General features: G+C 66.7%; 11 protein-coding genes. 7 read left to right on the top strand and 4 right to left on the bottom strand.

Annotated features, from left to right (window positions below):
• Positions 1-153 precede the first annotated feature (153 nt).
• A complete protein-coding gene (locus tag VGV37_RS03105; protein ID WP_326878149.1) occupies positions 154-765 on the top strand; it encodes an ABC transporter substrate-binding protein in 612 nt (203 codons plus the stop codon).
• Between the two features lie 2 nt (positions 766-767).
• Here the strand turns inward: VGV37_RS03105 and VGV37_RS03110 are convergent, their stop codons facing one another.
• The gene (locus tag VGV37_RS03110) at positions 768-2,138 is read right to left on the bottom strand and encodes an FAD/NAD(P)-binding protein (RefSeq protein ID WP_326878150.1); all 1,371 of its coding nucleotides are present in this window, start codon (positions 2,136-2,138) and stop codon (positions 768-770) included.
• Positions 2,139-2,348: 210 nt separating this feature from the next.
• Here VGV37_RS03110 and upp point away from each other — a divergent pair, with 210 nt between their 5' ends.
• The 4 genes from upp to VGV37_RS03130 all read left to right on the top strand — a co-directional run bounded on the left by upp (position 2,349) and on the right by VGV37_RS03130 (position 10,195).
• Positions 2,349-2,993, top strand: coding sequence for a uracil phosphoribosyltransferase (upp, locus tag VGV37_RS03115; protein WP_326878151.1), 645 nt, complete (start codon positions 2,349-2,351; stop codon positions 2,991-2,993).
• 44 nt (positions 2,994-3,037) lie between these two features.
• Positions 3,038-4,825 (top strand): autotransporter assembly complex protein TamA, encoded by a 1,788-nt coding sequence (locus VGV37_RS03120; protein WP_326878152.1) that lies wholly within the window; start codon positions 3,038-3,040, stop codon positions 4,823-4,825.
• 21 nt (positions 4,826-4,846) lie between these two features.
• Positions 4,847-9,223: a translocation/assembly module TamB domain-containing protein gene (locus tag VGV37_RS03125; protein ID WP_326878153.1), complete on the top strand. Its 4,377-nt coding sequence runs from the start codon at positions 4,847-4,849 to the stop codon at positions 9,221-9,223.
• A gap of 102 nt (positions 9,224-9,325) precedes the next feature.
• A complete protein-coding gene (locus VGV37_RS03130; RefSeq protein WP_326878154.1) occupies positions 9,326-10,195 on the top strand; it encodes a dienelactone hydrolase family protein in 870 nt (289 codons plus the stop codon).
• Positions 10,196-10,353: 158 nt separating this feature from the next.
• On the opposite strand, the gene VGV37_RS03135 is transcribed toward VGV37_RS03130, so the two are convergent.
• Positions 10,354-11,562, bottom strand: coding sequence for an ABC transporter substrate-binding protein (locus tag VGV37_RS03135; RefSeq protein ID WP_326878155.1), 1,209 nt, complete (start codon positions 11,560-11,562; stop codon positions 10,354-10,356).
• Positions 11,563-11,815: 253 nt separating this feature from the next.
• On the bottom strand, positions 11,816-15,442 hold the full coding sequence (locus tag VGV37_RS03140) for a hydantoinase B/oxoprolinase family protein (RefSeq protein WP_326878156.1): 3,627 nt from the start codon (positions 15,440-15,442) through the stop codon (positions 11,816-11,818).
• A gap of 278 nt (positions 15,443-15,720) precedes the next feature.
• Here VGV37_RS03140 and VGV37_RS03145 point away from each other — a divergent pair, with 278 nt between their 5' ends.
• Both VGV37_RS03145 and VGV37_RS03150 read left to right on the top strand, forming a co-directional pair.
• Complete coding sequence (locus VGV37_RS03145; RefSeq protein ID WP_326878157.1) at positions 15,721-16,269, top strand: hypothetical protein; 549 nt, start codon at positions 15,721-15,723, stop codon at positions 16,267-16,269.
• Between the two features lie 73 nt (positions 16,270-16,342).
• The gene (locus tag VGV37_RS03150) at positions 16,343-16,888 is read left to right on the top strand and encodes a hypothetical protein (RefSeq protein ID WP_326878158.1); all 546 of its coding nucleotides are present in this window, start codon (positions 16,343-16,345) and stop codon (positions 16,886-16,888) included.
• 52 nt (positions 16,889-16,940) lie between these two features.
• Here VGV37_RS03150 and VGV37_RS03155 read toward each other — a convergent pair whose 3' ends face one another.
• Positions 16,941-17,306, bottom strand: coding sequence for a hypothetical protein (locus VGV37_RS03155; protein ID WP_326878159.1), 366 nt, complete (start codon positions 17,304-17,306; stop codon positions 16,941-16,943).
• Between the last annotated feature and the right edge of the window lie 39 nt (positions 17,307-17,345).

Here is a 17,345-nt window from a genome sequence, read left to right on the forward strand (position 1 = left end):
CTTTCCGGTTGCGTGGGCAGGAAGTTTTGCGTGCGGTACGAAAGGCCGGCCCCGAACGCGGACCTGAGGGCGAGCGGGCACCGCAAAAGCGCTGTCGACCCCGTCACCCGCATGATCTAGGGTGACGCCAGTTTCCTTTAAGTCGAGGTTCCGATGAGGCTATTCGTCCGTTGCGGGCTCATCCTGGGCCTCGTCTTCTTCCTCGCCGCTTCGACCGGCCGGGCCTTGGCGGCTCCTGGACCCTCGGCGGAAGTCCAGGCCTTCTACGACGTGCTCCTCGGCAACATGAAGAACGCCGAGGCCCTTGGCGCCAAAGGTCGGTACGCGAAGCTGGAGCCGGTCATACAGTCGACGTTCGACGTGCCCTTCATGTCCAGGCTCTCGGTCGGCTCGCTGTGGGGCCAATTGAAACCGGAACAGAAGCAGGAAGTCGCGAAGGCCTTCGGCCGCTACATCACCGCGACCTACGCGACCCAGTTCGACGGCTATTCCGGCGAGCAGCTGAAAGTGATCGGCGAGCAGCAGATCAAGCACGGCACGCTGGTGCGCAGCCAGATCGTGAAGTCGGACGGCGAGGCGATTTCGATCAACTACGTGCTGCACGACAACGATGTCCGCTGGCAGATCCGCGACATCTACCTGGCTGGGACGATCAGCCAGCTGGCGACCCGCCGCTCGGAATTCTCATCGATCCTGCGCGGCGAGGGCGGGATCGAAAAACTCGTGGGCGTGCTCAACCAGAAGGCCGACGCGCTCCTGCACTGATTTCAGACCAGCATCGCCAGCTGGGCGGCGATCAATTCGCACTGTCGCCGGATGTCGGGTACGGCGGTCATCTCCCAGAATGCGCCCTTGGTGACGGGGCCGACCGCGAAGAGCTGACGGGAAATGGCGCCCGACCGGTCTTTGAGCGCGCCCGACGGCGTCACGTCGAGGCCCAGCCGATGGGGATCGGGGCGCACCATGCCGTCGCCGAGCAGCCGGCGGACGAGCGGATGCGGGATGCGGTCGAAATCGCAGGCAGGCCCGGCGCAATTGACGACGCGCGCGATACTCAGGCATCGCTTCTCGTCGGTTCCGCGCGGCCGATAGGTCAACAGCGCCCGATCCGCTTCGGCCGTGATGCCCTCGATCCGGCCGGCATGGATGCGCAATTGCCCCCGGGCGCGCGCGGCATCGATGCGGCACGACACGTCGGGGGCCAGGCGATGGCGATGCACGTCCCACCAGGGCCGAAGGTGGCGCAGGAAGCGGGTTCGATCCGTGGGCGAAAGATTTTGCCAAAGGTCGCGTCCGAACGGCCTGAGCTCGTCGAGTGCCGCCTGCCATGTGCTGCCGCCGCTCGCGGCACGGCGGGCCTCGACGCGCAGCATCCTCAGGCAATCGACCAGGCGATCGGGGATTGCCGCGCCCGGCCGGCGTGCCGGTGCCGCGGGGCCGGCGTGACACAACGGCGTCAGGCCGCGGCGCGAGAGCGCGTGGATCGGCCCGCGATGGCCGGCGTCCTCCAGCGAGGTCACGGTATCGACCATGGTGAGCCCGGTGCCGATCAGCAGCACCGGCGCGTCCGGGTCCAGGCCGTCGAGCGCATCGCCGCTCCAGGGGTCTGGCCGGTAGAGCGGCGTGTCGTAGAAAGCCGGATCTGCGATCGTCGGGGGTTCCGGCGGGAAATTGCCGATGGCCAGCACGGCGAGATCGGCCTCGATCCGACGCTCTGTGCCGATACACAAGGACAATGGTCCGCGCGGCTCGGCCTCGATCGCGGCCACGTCGCCCCGGACCAGCTCCAACCGTCCGGCGCCGCCTGGCCGCTTCAACTCCTCGTGCAGCAACTGGCGGATATAGGCGCCGAACTGTCGGCGCGGCGCGAAGCTGCCGGGTCCCAGATCGAGGGGAGCGTCCGGCTGCTTGGCCAGCCACTCGAAGAAATCGCCCGGCCGATCGTGAAACGCGCTCATGCGCCCGGCCGGCACATTCAGCAGATGGCTGGCATTGCCCGTCGCATAGGCCGGTCCCTGGGCGAAGCGGTTCTGTCGCTCGATCAGCACGACCCGGACCGGGGGCGGCGTGCGGCGCAGCAGATGCAGCGCCAGCAGCGTGCCGCTGAAGCCGGCACCAATGATCGCGATGGCGGTCATGCGGATCGATCCTCCCGGCGGTCGTCGTCCCTGGTCGGGACTGCGCCGGGATCATTGGTTTCACGCGCATCATTCGTCAATGAGTTTAAAATAACAAAACATTAAAGTTGTTTTAAATCGTGCCGGTGCGGCGGGTTTTTTGCCCTGCACAGGAAGGGCTTGGCGGCTTATAACCGATGCGACGATCCTCGAGCCCGGAGCGATCCCGCTTTGACCGCCGCCTTCCCCACGCTCCATCTGGTCGACCATCCGCTCATCCAGCACAAGCTGAGCCTGATGCGCGACAAGACCACGCCGACCATCCAGTTCCGCCAGCTGCTGAAGGAGATCGCGCTGCTGATGGGCTACGAGGTGACACGGGACCTGCCACTGACGACGGAGCGGATCGAGACGCCGATGAGCGCCATGGACGCCCCGCGCATCCAGGGCAAAAAGGTCGCGATCGTCTCGATCCTGCGCGCGGGCCTGACCATGGCGGAAGGGCTGCACGAACTGATGCCCTCGGCGCGCACGGGCCATGTCGGGCTCTATCGCGACCATGACACCCACATGCCGGTCGAATATCTGGTGAAGCTGCCGGAACCGGAAGGCCGCCTGTTCATCGTGGTCGATCCGATGTTGGCGACCGGCAATTCGGCGATCCACGCGGTCGACGTGCTGAACCGGCGCGGCGTCGAGGATGCGCGGATCCGCTTCCTCGCTCTGGTGATCGCGCCCGAAGGCATGGCGAAATTCGCCGCCGCCCACCCGGGCGTGCCGGTCTATGGTGCCGCCCTCGACGAACGGCTGAACGAGAATGCCTATATCATCCCGGGTCTGGGCGATGCCGGAGATCGCCTGTTCGGGACGAAGTGACCGTCGCACCACGGAACTCGATACCCTTCCAGCCGTTATCGGTGATGATCTGCCGGTTCGATCGCCTGTGTCGCGCGACAATCCTCGCCGCCCTCCTGTTCTCGACCGTCGCTCGCGCGGACGGGATCGCATACGAGACCAAGATCACCGGGGTCGAGGACAGCGCGCTCCAGACCGACCTCAAGGCCAATTCCCAACTCGTCAAACTGCAGGACGACAAGCCGCCGGCGACCGTCGGCGCGCTGACGCGCCGCGCGCGCGACGATACCGATCGCCTGACCGCGGTGATCGAGGCCGCCGGCTATTATGAGCCGCACATCGAGTCGGTGATCGACGAGAAGGCGACGCCGATCACGGTCGAGGTCAAGGTCACGACCGGCCCGCGCTATACGCTGACCAAGGTCGCGCTGACCAATCAGGCCGGGACGACGCCGCCCGACATCGGCGTGTTCGATCCGGCGGCGGTCGGGCTGATCGTCGGCGGTCCCGCCGTTTCGGAACCGGTGGTCGGCGCCGACGCCCGGATCGCGCGGCTGTACCAGATCAAGGGCTATCCGTTCGCCAAGGTGGTCGACAAGCACGTCATCGTCGATGCCGCGACCAAAGGGATGGAAGTCACCTTCGTGCTTGACCCTGGCGCCCGTGCCAGGTTCGGCGCGTTGCAGGTCGACGGGCTGGCGCGGCTGCACGAGGCCTGGGTGCTTCGACGCATCAAATGGACGGCCGGCACGGCCTACGACCAGGCCCAGGTCGACGAGACGCGGCAGGCGATGGTGTCGAGCGGCCTGTTCGGCACGGTCAACGTGGCGCCGGTCGGGCCGGTCACGGCCGACGGCACCGTGCCGATGCAGGTCAAGATCATCGAGCGCGCGCCCCGGTCGGTCGGCGTCGGCGGCAGCTACGACACGACCGAAGGCATTTCTGCCAATGTCTCCTGGGAACACCGCGACCTGTTCGGCGGTGGCGAGGACCTGAAGTTCACCGCAACCGGCGGCACGTCGGACAACAGCCTGTCGGCGACGTTCCGCCGGCCGGACCTGTGGAGCGACAACCAGGATTTCATCGCCTCGCTGATCTTCGACGACCAGAGCGTCAAGGCCTACGACTCGATCGAGCAGAAGGCGCAGGTCGGCCTGGAGCGCCACTTCGATCCGACGTTCAGCGGCGGCGCCTCGATCCTGGCCGAGCATGCGCGCGTCGACGAGAAGGTGGATTACCGGACCTACGTCCTGGTCGGCCTGCCGGTCTTCCTGAAAAAAGATGGGACCGACGACCTGCTGAACCCGACCAAGGGCTACCGGGTTGCCCTCGAATCCACGCCTTATCTGCGCGCGATCGGGTCCAATCTCACCTTTCTGCAGTCCAAGCTGACGGGGAGCTGGTACGACCAGCTGACGCCGAGCGGCAACTATATCCTGGCGTTGCAGGGCACCTTGGGCTCGACCCTCGGCACGTCGCTCGACGCGATCCCGAAGGACCATCGCTTCTACGCCGGCGGCGGCGGCTCGGTGCGCGGCTTCGGGTTCCAGGAAGCGGGACCGCTCGACAAGTTCGACAACCCGATCGGCGGCCGTTCGCTGGCGGTGATCAGCGCCGAATTCCGCACCAAGATCACCGAGACGATCGGGCTGGTGCCGTTCCTCGACGCGGGTTCGAACTATGCGAGCGAGGTTCCGGACTTCAAGGGCCGCATCGCGCTCGGCGCCGGCATCGGCCTGCGCTATTACACGGCGATCGGCCCGGTGCGCCTCGATCTTGCCACACCGCTGAACCCGCGCAGTGGTGTCGACTCGCCGATCCAGATCTATGTCAGCCTCGGGCAGGCATTCTAGCATGGCGAGGGGCGGTCCATCATGAAACGCGCACTCCGCTGGATCGGCATCGGGCTCGCTTCGGTCGTGGTGCTGGTGCTCGTCGTGCTGGGTGCAGGGCTGTTGTGGCTCGGCAGCGGCTTCGGTCATGCGTGGCTGACGGCGGAGGTCGTGGGTGCGCTCAGCAACGCGGACACCAAGGCGACCGTGAGCGGCGTCGACGGCGCGGTGCCATTCCACCTGCGCTTCGCCCGGCTCGATCTCGCCGACCATGACGGGGTCTGGCTGACGGTCGAGAATGCGGCGGTCGATCTCGATGCCTCGGCCCTGCTGCGCGGCACGGTGCGCATCGACCGGATCGCGGCCAATCATATCCTGGTCGCCCGGGCGCCGTTGCCCTCGACCACGCCATCTTCCCCCTCGACCGAGCCGTTCTCGGTGCCGCGCCTGCCGGTTGCGATCGAACTCGGCACGCTCGAGGTCCCGACCATCGACCTGGGTGCGCCCCTGCTGGGCGAACCGGCGAGCTTCACCTTGGGCGGTACCGCCAGCCTGCATCGCGGCCAGGCGGGTGCCTCGCTGTCGCTGGTTCGCCTCGGCGCGGCGCCGGGCAAGGCGACCGTGCAACTGGCGCTCGACGACCAGACGCTCGATCTCGATCTGGAGGCGGCAGATGGTTCGGGCGATCTGCTGGCCAAACTCGATCCGGATGCCGGCCGGTTGCCGCTGACCCTGACGCTCAAGGGCAAGGGCCCGATCGCCGGCTGGCGCGGCCGGCTCGATGGCACGGCCGGCGACGGCGCGCGAGTCGGCGCCGACCTGACCCTGGCGCTCGACCATGGCTGGGCCGGCTCGATCAAGGGCACGGCGCAGGTCGCCGCACTGCTGTCCGACCAGGTCAAGCCGACCGCCGGCACCGACATCAGCTTCGACGTCGCGGCGGCCGGGCCGGCCGGCAAGCCGATCATGCTAGACCATGCCGATATCCGCCTAGCCGCCGGCTCGATCGCCGCGAAGGGCTGGTTCGATCCGTCGCTGCAGACGATGGACGCCTCGGCCACGATCAAGGGCGATGTGCATACGCTCGCAGGCGTCGCCGGCCAGCCGGTACAGGGCAATTTTCAATTGGACCTCGGGGCGACAGGACCGGTCACCCGGCCGACCGCGTCGATCCGGTTTGCCGGCAAGGGCCTGCAGGCCGGCAACAACGGCGTCAACGACGTTTCAGCCAAGCTCGACCTGGTGACCGGCAGCGACGACCTGCTGCATGTCACCGGCGGCGGTCGGTTCGACGGCATCCGGACCGCGGGGGCGGCGCCGCCCGATGCGCTGGGCGATGCGCTCGACTGGACGGTCGACCTGACCAGCGACAAGCAGGGCAACGAGATCAAGCTGACCAAGGCGACCGCGTCGGGCGCCGGCGTGCAGTTCGATGCCTCTGGTCGGTTCAATGGCGTCACCGCCGACGGCAAGCTGCATCTGGTGGCGGCCGATCTCGCCCGCTTCGGCGGACTGGCCGGCTTGGCGCTGGGCGGCGACCTGACGCTCGACGGCACCGTCGCCAGCCCGGACGGCAAGGCGATCGATGCCAAGTTGACCGGCCGCCTCGCCAATTTCAGGACCGGCGTCGCCCAGGCCGACGGGCTGCTGGGGTCTGCCGTCACGTTCGATGCCGCCGGCGGTCGCAATGCCGCCGGTACGCTGTCCTTGACGGAACTGAAGCTCAACGGCGCCGACGTCGGCTTGACCGGACACGGTACGTTCGATCCGGCGGCGCCGGCGCTCGACGGCAAAATCATCCTGACCTTGCCGCGGCTGGCCGCCTTGGGGCAGGGCTATGCCGGGCAGGCGACCGTGACCGCGGACGCGACCGGCCGCCCGAACGATCCGGCCGTCGTCCTGCAGGTCGACGGAACCGGGATCGACGCCGGCGGCCGGCACATCGATCGGCTGGCCTTGACGGCAAAGCTCGCGAGCCTCGTCCAGCGCAGCGTGGTGCTGCAGGCCAGGCTCGACGCCGGCAAACTGTCGGCGACCATGGACGGCACGGCGGCGCAAACCGGTGACCAGGCCTATATGATCAAGGATTTCAGGCTGATCGGGCCTGGCACCAGGCTGGTGGCCGACGGCACGGTCGATCTGGTGGCCAGGCGGGGCGCCGGCACGCTCGACGGCAGCGTGGCCGACCTGGTCGCCTGGGCGCCGCTCGCCGGCATGCCCCTGGGGGGCGCCGTGAAATTTTCCGGCAAGTTGACCGGCGCCGCCGTGAAAGTGGATGCGGACGTCAGCCACCTCGCGATCGGCGCCACGACCGGGGACGGGCGGACCACACTCGACCACCTGACGGCATCGGCCGATCTCGCCGAGATCTGGACCAAGCCGCGCGGCAAGCTGGCGCTCGATCTCAGCCGGCTCGCCAGTGCAGGGACCTCGGTCGATCACGCCAAGCTGGCGGTGGCGAGCGACAAGAGCGGAGCGTTCGGCTTCACGCTCGACGGCGCCGGCACCGCGCAGAAGCCGTTCGAGATCGCGTCGCAAGGAACGGTCGCGCTGGGGCCGGCTCAGGATGTGACGCTGCGGCTTGCGAAGTTCGACGGTAAGCTCGCCGATCTTCCGCTGGTGCTGCGACGGCCGATGACGCTCGCGCGTAAAGGGACGGGCTATAGCTTCGCCGATCTGTCGCTCGGCATCGGCCAGGGCAGCGTGACCGGCGGCGGGCAGGCCGACACCAGGATTCTGCGGGTCGATCTCGACGGCAAGAACCTCTCGATTGCAGCGCTGGGCGCGCTCGCCGGCCAGGTCGGGACCGAAGGCACACTGGGTTTCTCTGTCAAAGTCGTCGGATCGGCGGCGAAACCGGCAGGCACGATCACGATGGCCGTGCCGAACCTGAAGCTCGCGGCGGCGACCCACCCGGACCTGCCGCCGGTCGGGCTCGCCATCACCGCGGACCTGGCGCCGGGCCGGGTCGACGTCAAGGGCAAGATTGACGGGCTGAAGGACCAGGCGATCGGCTTTTACGGGCACGGCCCGCTCGAGATCAAGCCGGACCTGTCGGGTATCGTGATCCCGCCCGACGGTTCCGTGCTGTTCAAGCTCGAGGGTGCCGGCCGGCTCGAGACCCTGAGCGAGATCCTGCTACTGGGCGAGGACCGCGTTGGCGGCGCCTTCACCATCGACCTGTCGGTCGGGGGCACCGTCGCCCATCCCGACGCCGGCGGGCGGCTCGCGATCACCGACGGGCGCTACGACAATGACGCCTCCGGTATGACGCTCCGTGCGCTGACCGTCGAACTCGCCGGCAACCAGCAATCCTTCGTGCTGAAGAGCCTGACCGGCAATGACGGCGGCCGGGGTACCCTGGGCGCCTCCGGCCGTGTCGATCTCGCGGCGGCGGGCGGTCCGACGCTCGACATGAAGGCGGAACTGAAGAGCTTCACCGCCGCGCGCGGCGATACGGCGACGGCCGTGCTCAGCGGCACCGCCGCGGTGTCGGGGCCGCTCTCGGGGCCCGCGATCAAGGCCGCGATCACCCTCGACAAGGCCGACATCAACATTCCAGACCAGCTGCCGCCCAACGTGGCCACCTTGAACGTGGTACGGATCGACTCGCGCTATCCGAACAAGCAGGCACCGCAGACCACGGTCGCAGCGGCGCCGCCGTTCGCGGCCACGCTCGATGTCGATTTCATCTCGAATGGCCAATGTTTCGTGCGCGGCCGTGGGCTCGACAGCGAATGGCGTGGCAAGATCCATGTCGGCGGCACCAGTGCATCACCGGCGGTCACGGGCAACTTCGAGGTCTCGAACGGCACATTCGACATCCTCAGCCACAGTTTCACCATCGAGCGCGGGGTGGTCGGCTTCGCCGGCAGCACCACGCCGGAGGTCGACCTGCTGGCAACCGCCAAGACGGCCGACATCACCGCCAACGTCATCATCCAGGGCTCGCCCTCCAGCCCGACGCTGAAGCTGACCTCGACGCCGGAACTGCCCCAGGACGAGGTCTTGTCGCGGGTACTGTTCGGCACCTCGGTCGGCCAGATTTCCGCGGTGCAGGGCTTGCAACTCGCCGCGGCCGCAGCCTCGCTCGCCAGCGGCGGCGGACCGGGCGTACTCGACCGGCTGCGCAATGCTACCGGACTCGACCGGCTGACGCTCAATTCCGACAATACGTCGACGTCGAGCGGCTCGACCAACGGCAACAGCCAGAAGAGTGGCGCGTTGGGCGGCGCCTCGGTCAGCGGCGGCAAATACGTGGCGCCGGGCGTGTTCGTCGGTGTCGACCAAGGGGCCGGCGTGGGCACGACAAAGGCGCGGGTCGAGGTCGAAGTGCTGCCGCGCGTCACGGTCGATGCGACGGTCGGTGCCGGCTCCGACTCGACCAGCCTCGGGGTGAATTATAAGTTCGACTATTGATTGTACCCCGGTACCGGGGCCGCTCGCGTAAGATTGATCGCCGGATGGGGGCGCGCGGGCGTAGGGTCGCCCTCATCCATTCCGAAGGAGGGAACGTTCACCATGCGTAACGTCGCATCCGATTTTGCCGGCCTGTTTCCAACGATGGACTTGAGCCGCCGCGGCTTCGTCGTCACCACGCTTGCTGCAGGATTCGCGCTGACCGTCCAGCCGGTCCAGGCAAGCACGATCACGACCGACGCCGACGGGCTGATCGTCGGCGAAGTGAAGATCCCGGTCGCCGATGGCTCGATCCCGGCCTATCGGGCACAGCCGGTCGGCTCCGGCCCTTATCCGACCCTGCTGGTCGTCGAGGAGGTGTTCGGCGTCCACGAACATATCAAGGATGTCTGCCGCCGCTTCGCCAAGCAGGGCTATCTGGCGATCGCCCCGGAGCTTTACAGCCGGCTCGGCAATGTCGTGGCGATGACCGACATCAAGGAAGTGATGGCGACCGTCAACAAGGCGCCGGACGCGACCGTGCTGAGCGACCTGGACGCGACCGTCGCCTGGGCCGCGAAGCATGGCGGCAACAATCGCCATCTCGGCATCACCGGCTTCTGCCGTGGCGGCCGGACCGTGTGGATGTATACGGCGCATAATCACAATGTGAAGGCCGGCGTCGCCTGGTACGGTCCGCTGGTCGGTACGCCGACGCCGGAGATGCCGACCAACCCGATCGACATCGCGGATCAGGTCAAGGCACCGGTACTCGGCCTCTATGCCGGCCTCGACCAGGGCATTCTGGCCGAACACGTGGCGGCGATGCGGGCGAAGCTGCAGGAAACCGGCAACACCAAGTCGCAGATCGTCGTCTATCCGGACGCCCAGCACGGCTTCAACGCCGACTACCGGCCCAGCTACAACGAGGCCGACGCCAAGGACGGCATGTCCCGTGCCCTCGCGTGGCTGCGGGTGAACGGGGCCGGCTGAGGTCTGATCCAACGACCGGCCGGCTGTAGTCCTGCCGTCATCCCCGCGGAGGTGGATCCAGCGTTACGCGCGGGAGCGCGGATAAAGAGTCTTGTCGCCGCAGACGCGGCTCTCGCTGGATTCCAGCCTGCGTGGGAATGACGGGGAACGGCAATTTCCTACTTCGCCGCCATGGCGCAGCCGGTCAGTTCCGGCGCCAGGAATGCGTCCTTGGCAGGGACCGTGGCGACCTTTTCCAGATAGTCCCACGGGTACTTGGACTCCTCCGGCTTCTTGACCCGCATCAGCAGCCGGTCGAACACCATCTTGTTGTTCGCCTGGATCTCGCCGTGGGCGGTGAAGATATCCTCGACCGGCATCGCCTTCATCGCCGCGATCACCGGCTTCGTGTCGGCCGTATCGGCCTTCTGGATCGCCTTCAGGTAATGGGTGATCGCCGAATACAGGCCGACATGTGTGTCGTTCGGCATGCGGTTCATCTTGGCGAAATAGCGCTTGGCCCAGGCGCGCGTCTGGTCGTCCGTGTCCCAGTACCAGGATTGCATCATCAGCAGGTCGTGGGCCTCCTTCAGCCCCATGCTGTTGACATCGGACAGGTAGACGACCGGCGCCATGATCTGCTGCTTGGGCGTGATGCCGAACTCGCCGGCCTGCTTCAGCGATCCGATCAGGTCGGCGCCGGCGTTGGCCAATATCACGACCTTGGCGCCCGACCCCTGGGCCTGCAGCAGGAACGACGAGAAATCGGCGGTATTGAGCGGATGCTTGACCGAACCCTTGATCGTGCCGCCCAACCGCGTGATCTCCGCCGTGGCGTCCGCTTCCAGGCTCTTGCCGAACGCATAGTCGGCGGTCAGGAAGAAATAGCTGTCCTGGCCCTGCTTCATCAGCGCGCGGATCGGCGCCACGCTGTTCGACCAGTTGTTGTGGGTCCAGGCGATGCCCGTCGGCGAGCAGGCGGAACCGGTGAGGTCGGATGACGAGGCCGAGGTGAATATCGCCAGCTTGTTCTGTTCCTTGGCCAGCGACTGAACGGCGAGCGCGATCGCGGAATTGGTGAAGTCGATGATCATGTCGACATGGTCCGGCCCATACCATTGCCGGGCGATCGACAGGCCGACGTCGGCCTTGTTCTGATGGTCGGCCACCAGCAGCTTGATCGGCTTGCCGCCGACCGTGCCGCCGAAATCATCGATCGCCATATGGGCAGCGACGACGGAGCCGGGGCCAGCCAGGTCGGCATAGGGGCCCGACTGGTCGTTCAGCACGCCGATGGTCACCGCATCGCCGGAGATGGCGGCCGAAGCCGGCGTTGCGCCGGCGAACCCGGCCAGCAGCAAGGCGACTGCGCCCAATATCTGTCTCATCGAATGGAAGCTCCTGTTGGGGGACTTGACGGCGGCGCCTCTGGCGGACGCCTTTTGTCAGAGGTTATCGCGGCACCGGCGCTCGTCACGGTTGATATTCCACACTCATTACCGTCATCCCCGGGCTTGACCCGGGGATCCACGCCGCGCCGCTGGATCCGACGTTCGCAACAAAGTGTATGGCCCGACCGCGTGGATGGCCGGGTCAAGCCCGGCCATGACGAAATTGGCAAAATTTGCTGGTGCGGAAAGGTCATGCCACGCCGAAGCCGCCGCCGCCGGGGGTTTCGATGACGAATACGTCGCCGGGCGCCATGGCGGTCTCGTCGGTCGAGGCCAACTCCTCGATCGAACCGTCGGCCCGTTCGACATGGTTGCGGCCGGCCCGGCCCGAGGCGCCGCCATCGAGCCCATAAGGCGGCACGCGCCGGCGGTTCGACAGGATCGCGGCGGTCATCGGTTCGAGGAAGCGCAGGCGCCGGATAGTGCCGTCGCCACCGCGTTGCCGGCCCTCGCCGCCGGAGTTCGGCCGGATGGCGAAGCTTTCGAGCAGCACCGGGAAGCGCCACTCCAGCACCTCCGGGTCGGTCAGGCGCGAGTTGGTCATGTGGGTATGGACCGCCGTGGTGCCGTCGAAGTCGGGCCCAGCGCCGGCACCGCCGCAGATCGTTTCGTAATATTGATAAGTCGCATTGCCGAAGGTGAAGTTGTTCATGGTGCCTTGAGCGCCGGCCATCACGCCCAGCGCGCCATAGAGCGCGTCGGTCACTACCTGGCTGGTCTCGACGTTGCCGGCGACCACGGCGGCGGGATAGCGCGGGTTCAGCATCGAGCCTTCGGGAATGAGGATCTCCAGCGGGCGCATGCAACCGGCATTCATCGGGATGTCGTCGTCGACCAAAGTGCGGAAGACATAGAGTACGGCGGCGAAGCATACCGCCGAGGGTGCGTTGAAATTGTTCGGCAATTGCGCCGATGTGCCGGCGAAGTCGATCCTGGCGCCGCGCCGCGCCCGGTCGATCGTCACCGCAACCTTCACCACGGCGCCATTGTCGAGTTCATAGGCGAAGCTGCCGTCCTTCAGCACGTCGATGACGCGCCGGACCTGCTCCTCGGCATTGTTCTGGACATGGCCCATGTAGGCCTGGACCGTGGCGAGGCCGAACTGGTCGGCGATGCGCTTCAGTTCGCTCACGCCCTTTTCGTTGGCGGCGATCTGGGCGCCCAGGTCGGCGACGTTCTGGTCCGGATTGCGCGCCGGATATTTGCCCGATGCGAGCAGCGTCCGCATTTCCGCCTCGCGCAACCGGCCGCGTTCGACCAGCAGGAAATTGTCGATCAGCACGCCCTCTTCCTCGACCGTGCGGCTGCCCGGCGGCATGGAGCCGGGCGAGATGCCGCCGATGTCGGCATGGTGGCCGCGGCTTGCCGTATAGAAGATCGGCTTGGCGGCATCGCCCAGGAACACCGGCGTCACGACGGTGATGTCGGGCAGGTGGGTCCCGCCGTTGTAGGGCGCGTTCAGCACATAGACGTTGCCGGGCACCATGTCCGGGTTCTGGCGGATGATCGTCTTCACGCTCTCGCCCATCGAGCCCAGATGGACCGGCATGTGGGGCGCGTTCGCGATCAACTCGCCGTCGCCGTCGAACAGGGCGCAGGAGAAATCGAGCCGTTCCTTGATGTTGACCGAGTGCGAGGTGTTTTCCAGCGTCGAGCCCATCTGCTCGGCGATCGACATGAACAGGTTGTTGAACACCTCGAGCATGATCGGGTCGACCATTGTGCCCATGGCGTGGTCGCGGGCGAGCGGTACGACCCGGGTCAGCACCAGATGGCCCTTGGCCGTGAGTTCGGCCGACCAGCCGGGCTCGACGATGTTGGTGCCGGTCGGCTCCACGATCACGGCGGGTCCGTCGATCCGGTCGCCGGCACGGAGTGCCAGCCGGTCGTAGACCGGGGCCGCATGCTCGGTACCTTGGCTGTAGACCCGCGTGTCGGCGAGCGGCACGGGCATCGCGACCGAGGCCGGCACGGTCGGATCCTCGTGGCGGTCCATATGGCCGACCAACTCGACCGCGACCGCCTCGACGATATGGCGCTTGTTGGGCACGGTGAAACCGTAGCGGCGGATATGCGCGGCCTCGAACCGCCGTGCCAACTCGGCGGCGGCATCCGGTCCGGCCGGTGGCAACTCGACCACCAAGAACGCGTCCGTGCCCTCGTAGCGCAGGCGCGCGGTCGGGATCGCGCTCATCTGGCTTTCGGGAATGCCCTGGGCCGCCAGATCGCCGCGCGCCGCATCGCCGAGGCGTGCCACATGGCGCTGCAGTCCGTCGAGCGCGGCCGGGCTGACCGGTTCCTCGATCGCCAACTCGCGCATCACCCGGAAATCCGCCAGGCCCATGCCATAGGCCGACAGCACGCCCGCGAACGGATGCAGGAAGATCCGGGTCATGCCCAGCGCATCGGCGACCGCGCAGGCATGCTGCCCGCCGGCGCCGCCGAACGAGCAGAGCGTGTATTTCGTCACGTCGTAGCCGCGCTGGATCGAGATTTCCTTGATCGCGTTGGCCATGTTCTCGACCGCGATCTTGAGGAAGCCGTCGGCGACCTCGTGCGGCGTACGCGCGACGCCGGTCTTGGTCGCGATCTCGGCGGCCAGGATCGCGAACTTCGCCTCGACCGTGGCCCGGTCGAGCGGCCGGTCGCCGTTGGGGCCGAACACCTTGGGGAAGAAATCGGGCGTAAGCTTGCCGACCATGACGTTGGCATCGGTCACGGTCAGCGGCCCGCCGCGGCCGTAGGCGGCGGGACCGGGATTGGCGCCGGCCGAATGCGGGCCGACGCGGAAGCGGCTGCCGTCGAAAAACAGGATCGAGCCGCCGCCGGCCGCGACGGTATGGATCTGCATCATCGGCGCGCGCATGCGCACGCCCGCGACCTTGGTGTCGAACGCGCGCTCGTATTCCCCGGCATAGTGCGACACGTCGGTCGACGTGCCGCCCATGTCGAAGCCGATCATGCGGTCGAACCCGGCCGAGAGCGACGATTGCACGGCGCCGACGATGCCGCCGGCCGGGCCGGACAGGATCGAATCCTTGCCCTGGAACATCAGCGCGTCGGTCAGGCCGCCGTTCGACTGCATGAACATGAGCTTGGTGCCGCCCAACTCGCCAGCCAACTGGTCGACGTAGCGCCGCAGGATCGGCGACAGATAGGCGTCGACGACGGTCGTATCGCCGCGTCCGACCAGCTTCATGAGCGGGCTCGCCTCATGTCCGACCGAGACCTGGGTGAAGCCCAGCTCGCGGGCGATGCCGGCAACCGCCATCTCATGCTCGCGCCAGCGGTAGCCGTGCATGAACACGATGGCGCAGGCGCGGATGCCGGCGGCATGGGCATCGGCCAAGTCGCGGCGGGCGGCATCCAGATCGGCCGCCTGCAGCACCGTGCCGTCGGCCATGACCCGTTCGTCGACTTCGACGACCCGCTCGTACAGCTGCTCCGGCAGGATGATCTGGCGCGCGAAGATGTGCGGACGATCCTGGTAGGCGATGCGCAGCGCGTCGCGGAAACCCTTGGTGATGACCAGCAGCGTACGGTCGCCCTTGCGCTCCAGCAGCGCGTTAGTCGCGACCGTCGTGCCCATCTTGACCGCCGCGATCTGTGCCGCCGGGATCGGATCGTCCGGGCCGAGTTCGAGGAACTCGCGGATGCCCTGCAGGGCGGCGTCGCGGTAGCGCTCGGGATTTTCGGACAACAGTTTCCTGGTCGCGAGCGTGCCGTCGGGCCGCTTGGCGACCACGTCGGTGAAGGTGCCGCCCCGGTCGATCCAGAATTGCCATTGCTGCCGATCGGGAAGGCCATCGTTCCGCATCTGTCGTCCTCTGGTTCGTCTGCTCTCCGGTGATTTAGACGCCAAGCGATCCGGGCCGTCCAATTCTCAATTTCTATGCGGGACGATCAAAATCGCTGATGAGCAATTGCCGTCGACGGCGTACGCTGATCCGCTGTCTTCAACCTTCGGTCGGTCGCAGAGCGTTCTTTCGGACAGCAAGCCTGCGAAGCTCCCGTCCCCGAGATCCGGTGCCGTCGCCGGCCGGCTCCGATGGTTCTCCGCAGGCGCTTTTGCTCGAAAAGCCTCGGAGATCCATCATGCTGAAACGATCATGGCTGGCCGTCATTCTCGGATTTCTCGTTTTCCTGCCGGCTTCCGCCCGGGCGGACACCACCGGCTACACCTTCACCTATGCCGACCTGCAAAAGATCTTCGTCCAGAACCAGCAATATTTCGTGCTGGACGATGACGGAGCGAACGACGCGTCGCTGAACCATCTGCATTTCACGAGCGTCGATGCGACGGATGGCGTGTTCACCGGGGCGCTCTGGGCGCCGGTGGTCGTGCCGGCCGTGGCGCCGGTCACCGTCCCGGTGTTCGGCAAGCTGACGATCCATACCGACCTCGGCATCTTCGGCCTTTCGTCCGACCACGGCTATTACTACGAAATCACGTTTTTCTGGGCGCATGGCGACGCGTGCGAAGGGCAGCAGGCTTCCTACAAGGGGGCGATCACCTTTCGCGGCTACCAGGGCGGGGTGATGCGGGGAAACGTCGCCGGCGTGATCCGGTCGACATTGGGCACTTGCGGCGGCGGCGATCTGCCGTCCAGCCCCCAGCCCTTCGCCGGAAAGTTGACGAAATAGCGACGTCCGGACGCCGATCCCATGCCGCGACGGTCTCGCTGCCGGCGGCCATCCCCTGCATTGGAGTTCCATCATGCTGAAACGATCGTGCCTGGCGGCCGGGCTCTTTCTGGCCGTACTCACCCAGCCCGTGTCGGCGCAAGTCGCGGGATATCATTTTACCTACGCCGACCTGCAGAAGATCTTCGTGCAGAACAACCAGTACTTCGTCCTGGATGACGAGGGCTTCATCGATCCGACGCTCAACCATCTGCATTTCACGTCGATCGATACCACGACCGGCGCCTTCACCGGCAGCCTGTGGGCACCGACGCTGCTGCCGCCCATTCCACAACAGACCGTGCCGGTCAGCGGAACGATCACGATCTATTCGGATATCAGCGACCTCGGCCTCTCGGCGGGTTTCGGCAATTCCTATGCGATCTCGTTTTCCTGGACGCTCAACGGCATCTGCCAGGGTCAGCAGGCGTTCTACGACGGCGCGATCGTTTTCCGCGGCTATCAGGGGGCCAAGATGCGGGGCAACCTTGCCGGCACAATCACCTCGTACTACAGCGCCTGCGGGATCGGCATCCTGCCCTACAGTCCCCAGCCGGTCTCGGGGATCCTGACCAAGTGAAGACTTCCGCCATCCGGACGGCGCGCAGGCCCCGGATGGCGGATCCCGTCGCTCAATGGCGGGCGGGCTTGCTCGGCGCCTTGAAGTGCCGCAGTTCGCCCAGCAGGGCCTGCACTTCGGGGAAACTCATCGATGCGCTGCTCCAGGCATCGTCGCGCACTAGGACATCGTCCTTGGCCGGGCTCTTGCCGGCATAGGCACCGAAGATCGCCTCTTCGCCCGCCGGGTCGAGATAGCTGACCTTGTGGCTGGGCACCTTCGTCGTGCCGGCGATGCCGATCCGCACGTTGGCGTTCCCGTGCTTGCGCTTGCAATCCATCAGGTTGCCGAGGATGGCCCGGACGTATTCTTCCTTGTCGGCCACGGTGGGCAAGGCGTCGGTGACCGTCGCGTTCGGCTGGAAAATTTGTACTGCCATGGTCGCTCCGTTCTATCCAGCCGACTATCATAGAGACAT

Source organism: Aliidongia sp., from assembly GCF_035943795.1.
Taxonomy (GTDB): Bacteria; Pseudomonadota; Alphaproteobacteria; order ATCC43930; family CGMCC-115725; genus Aliidongia.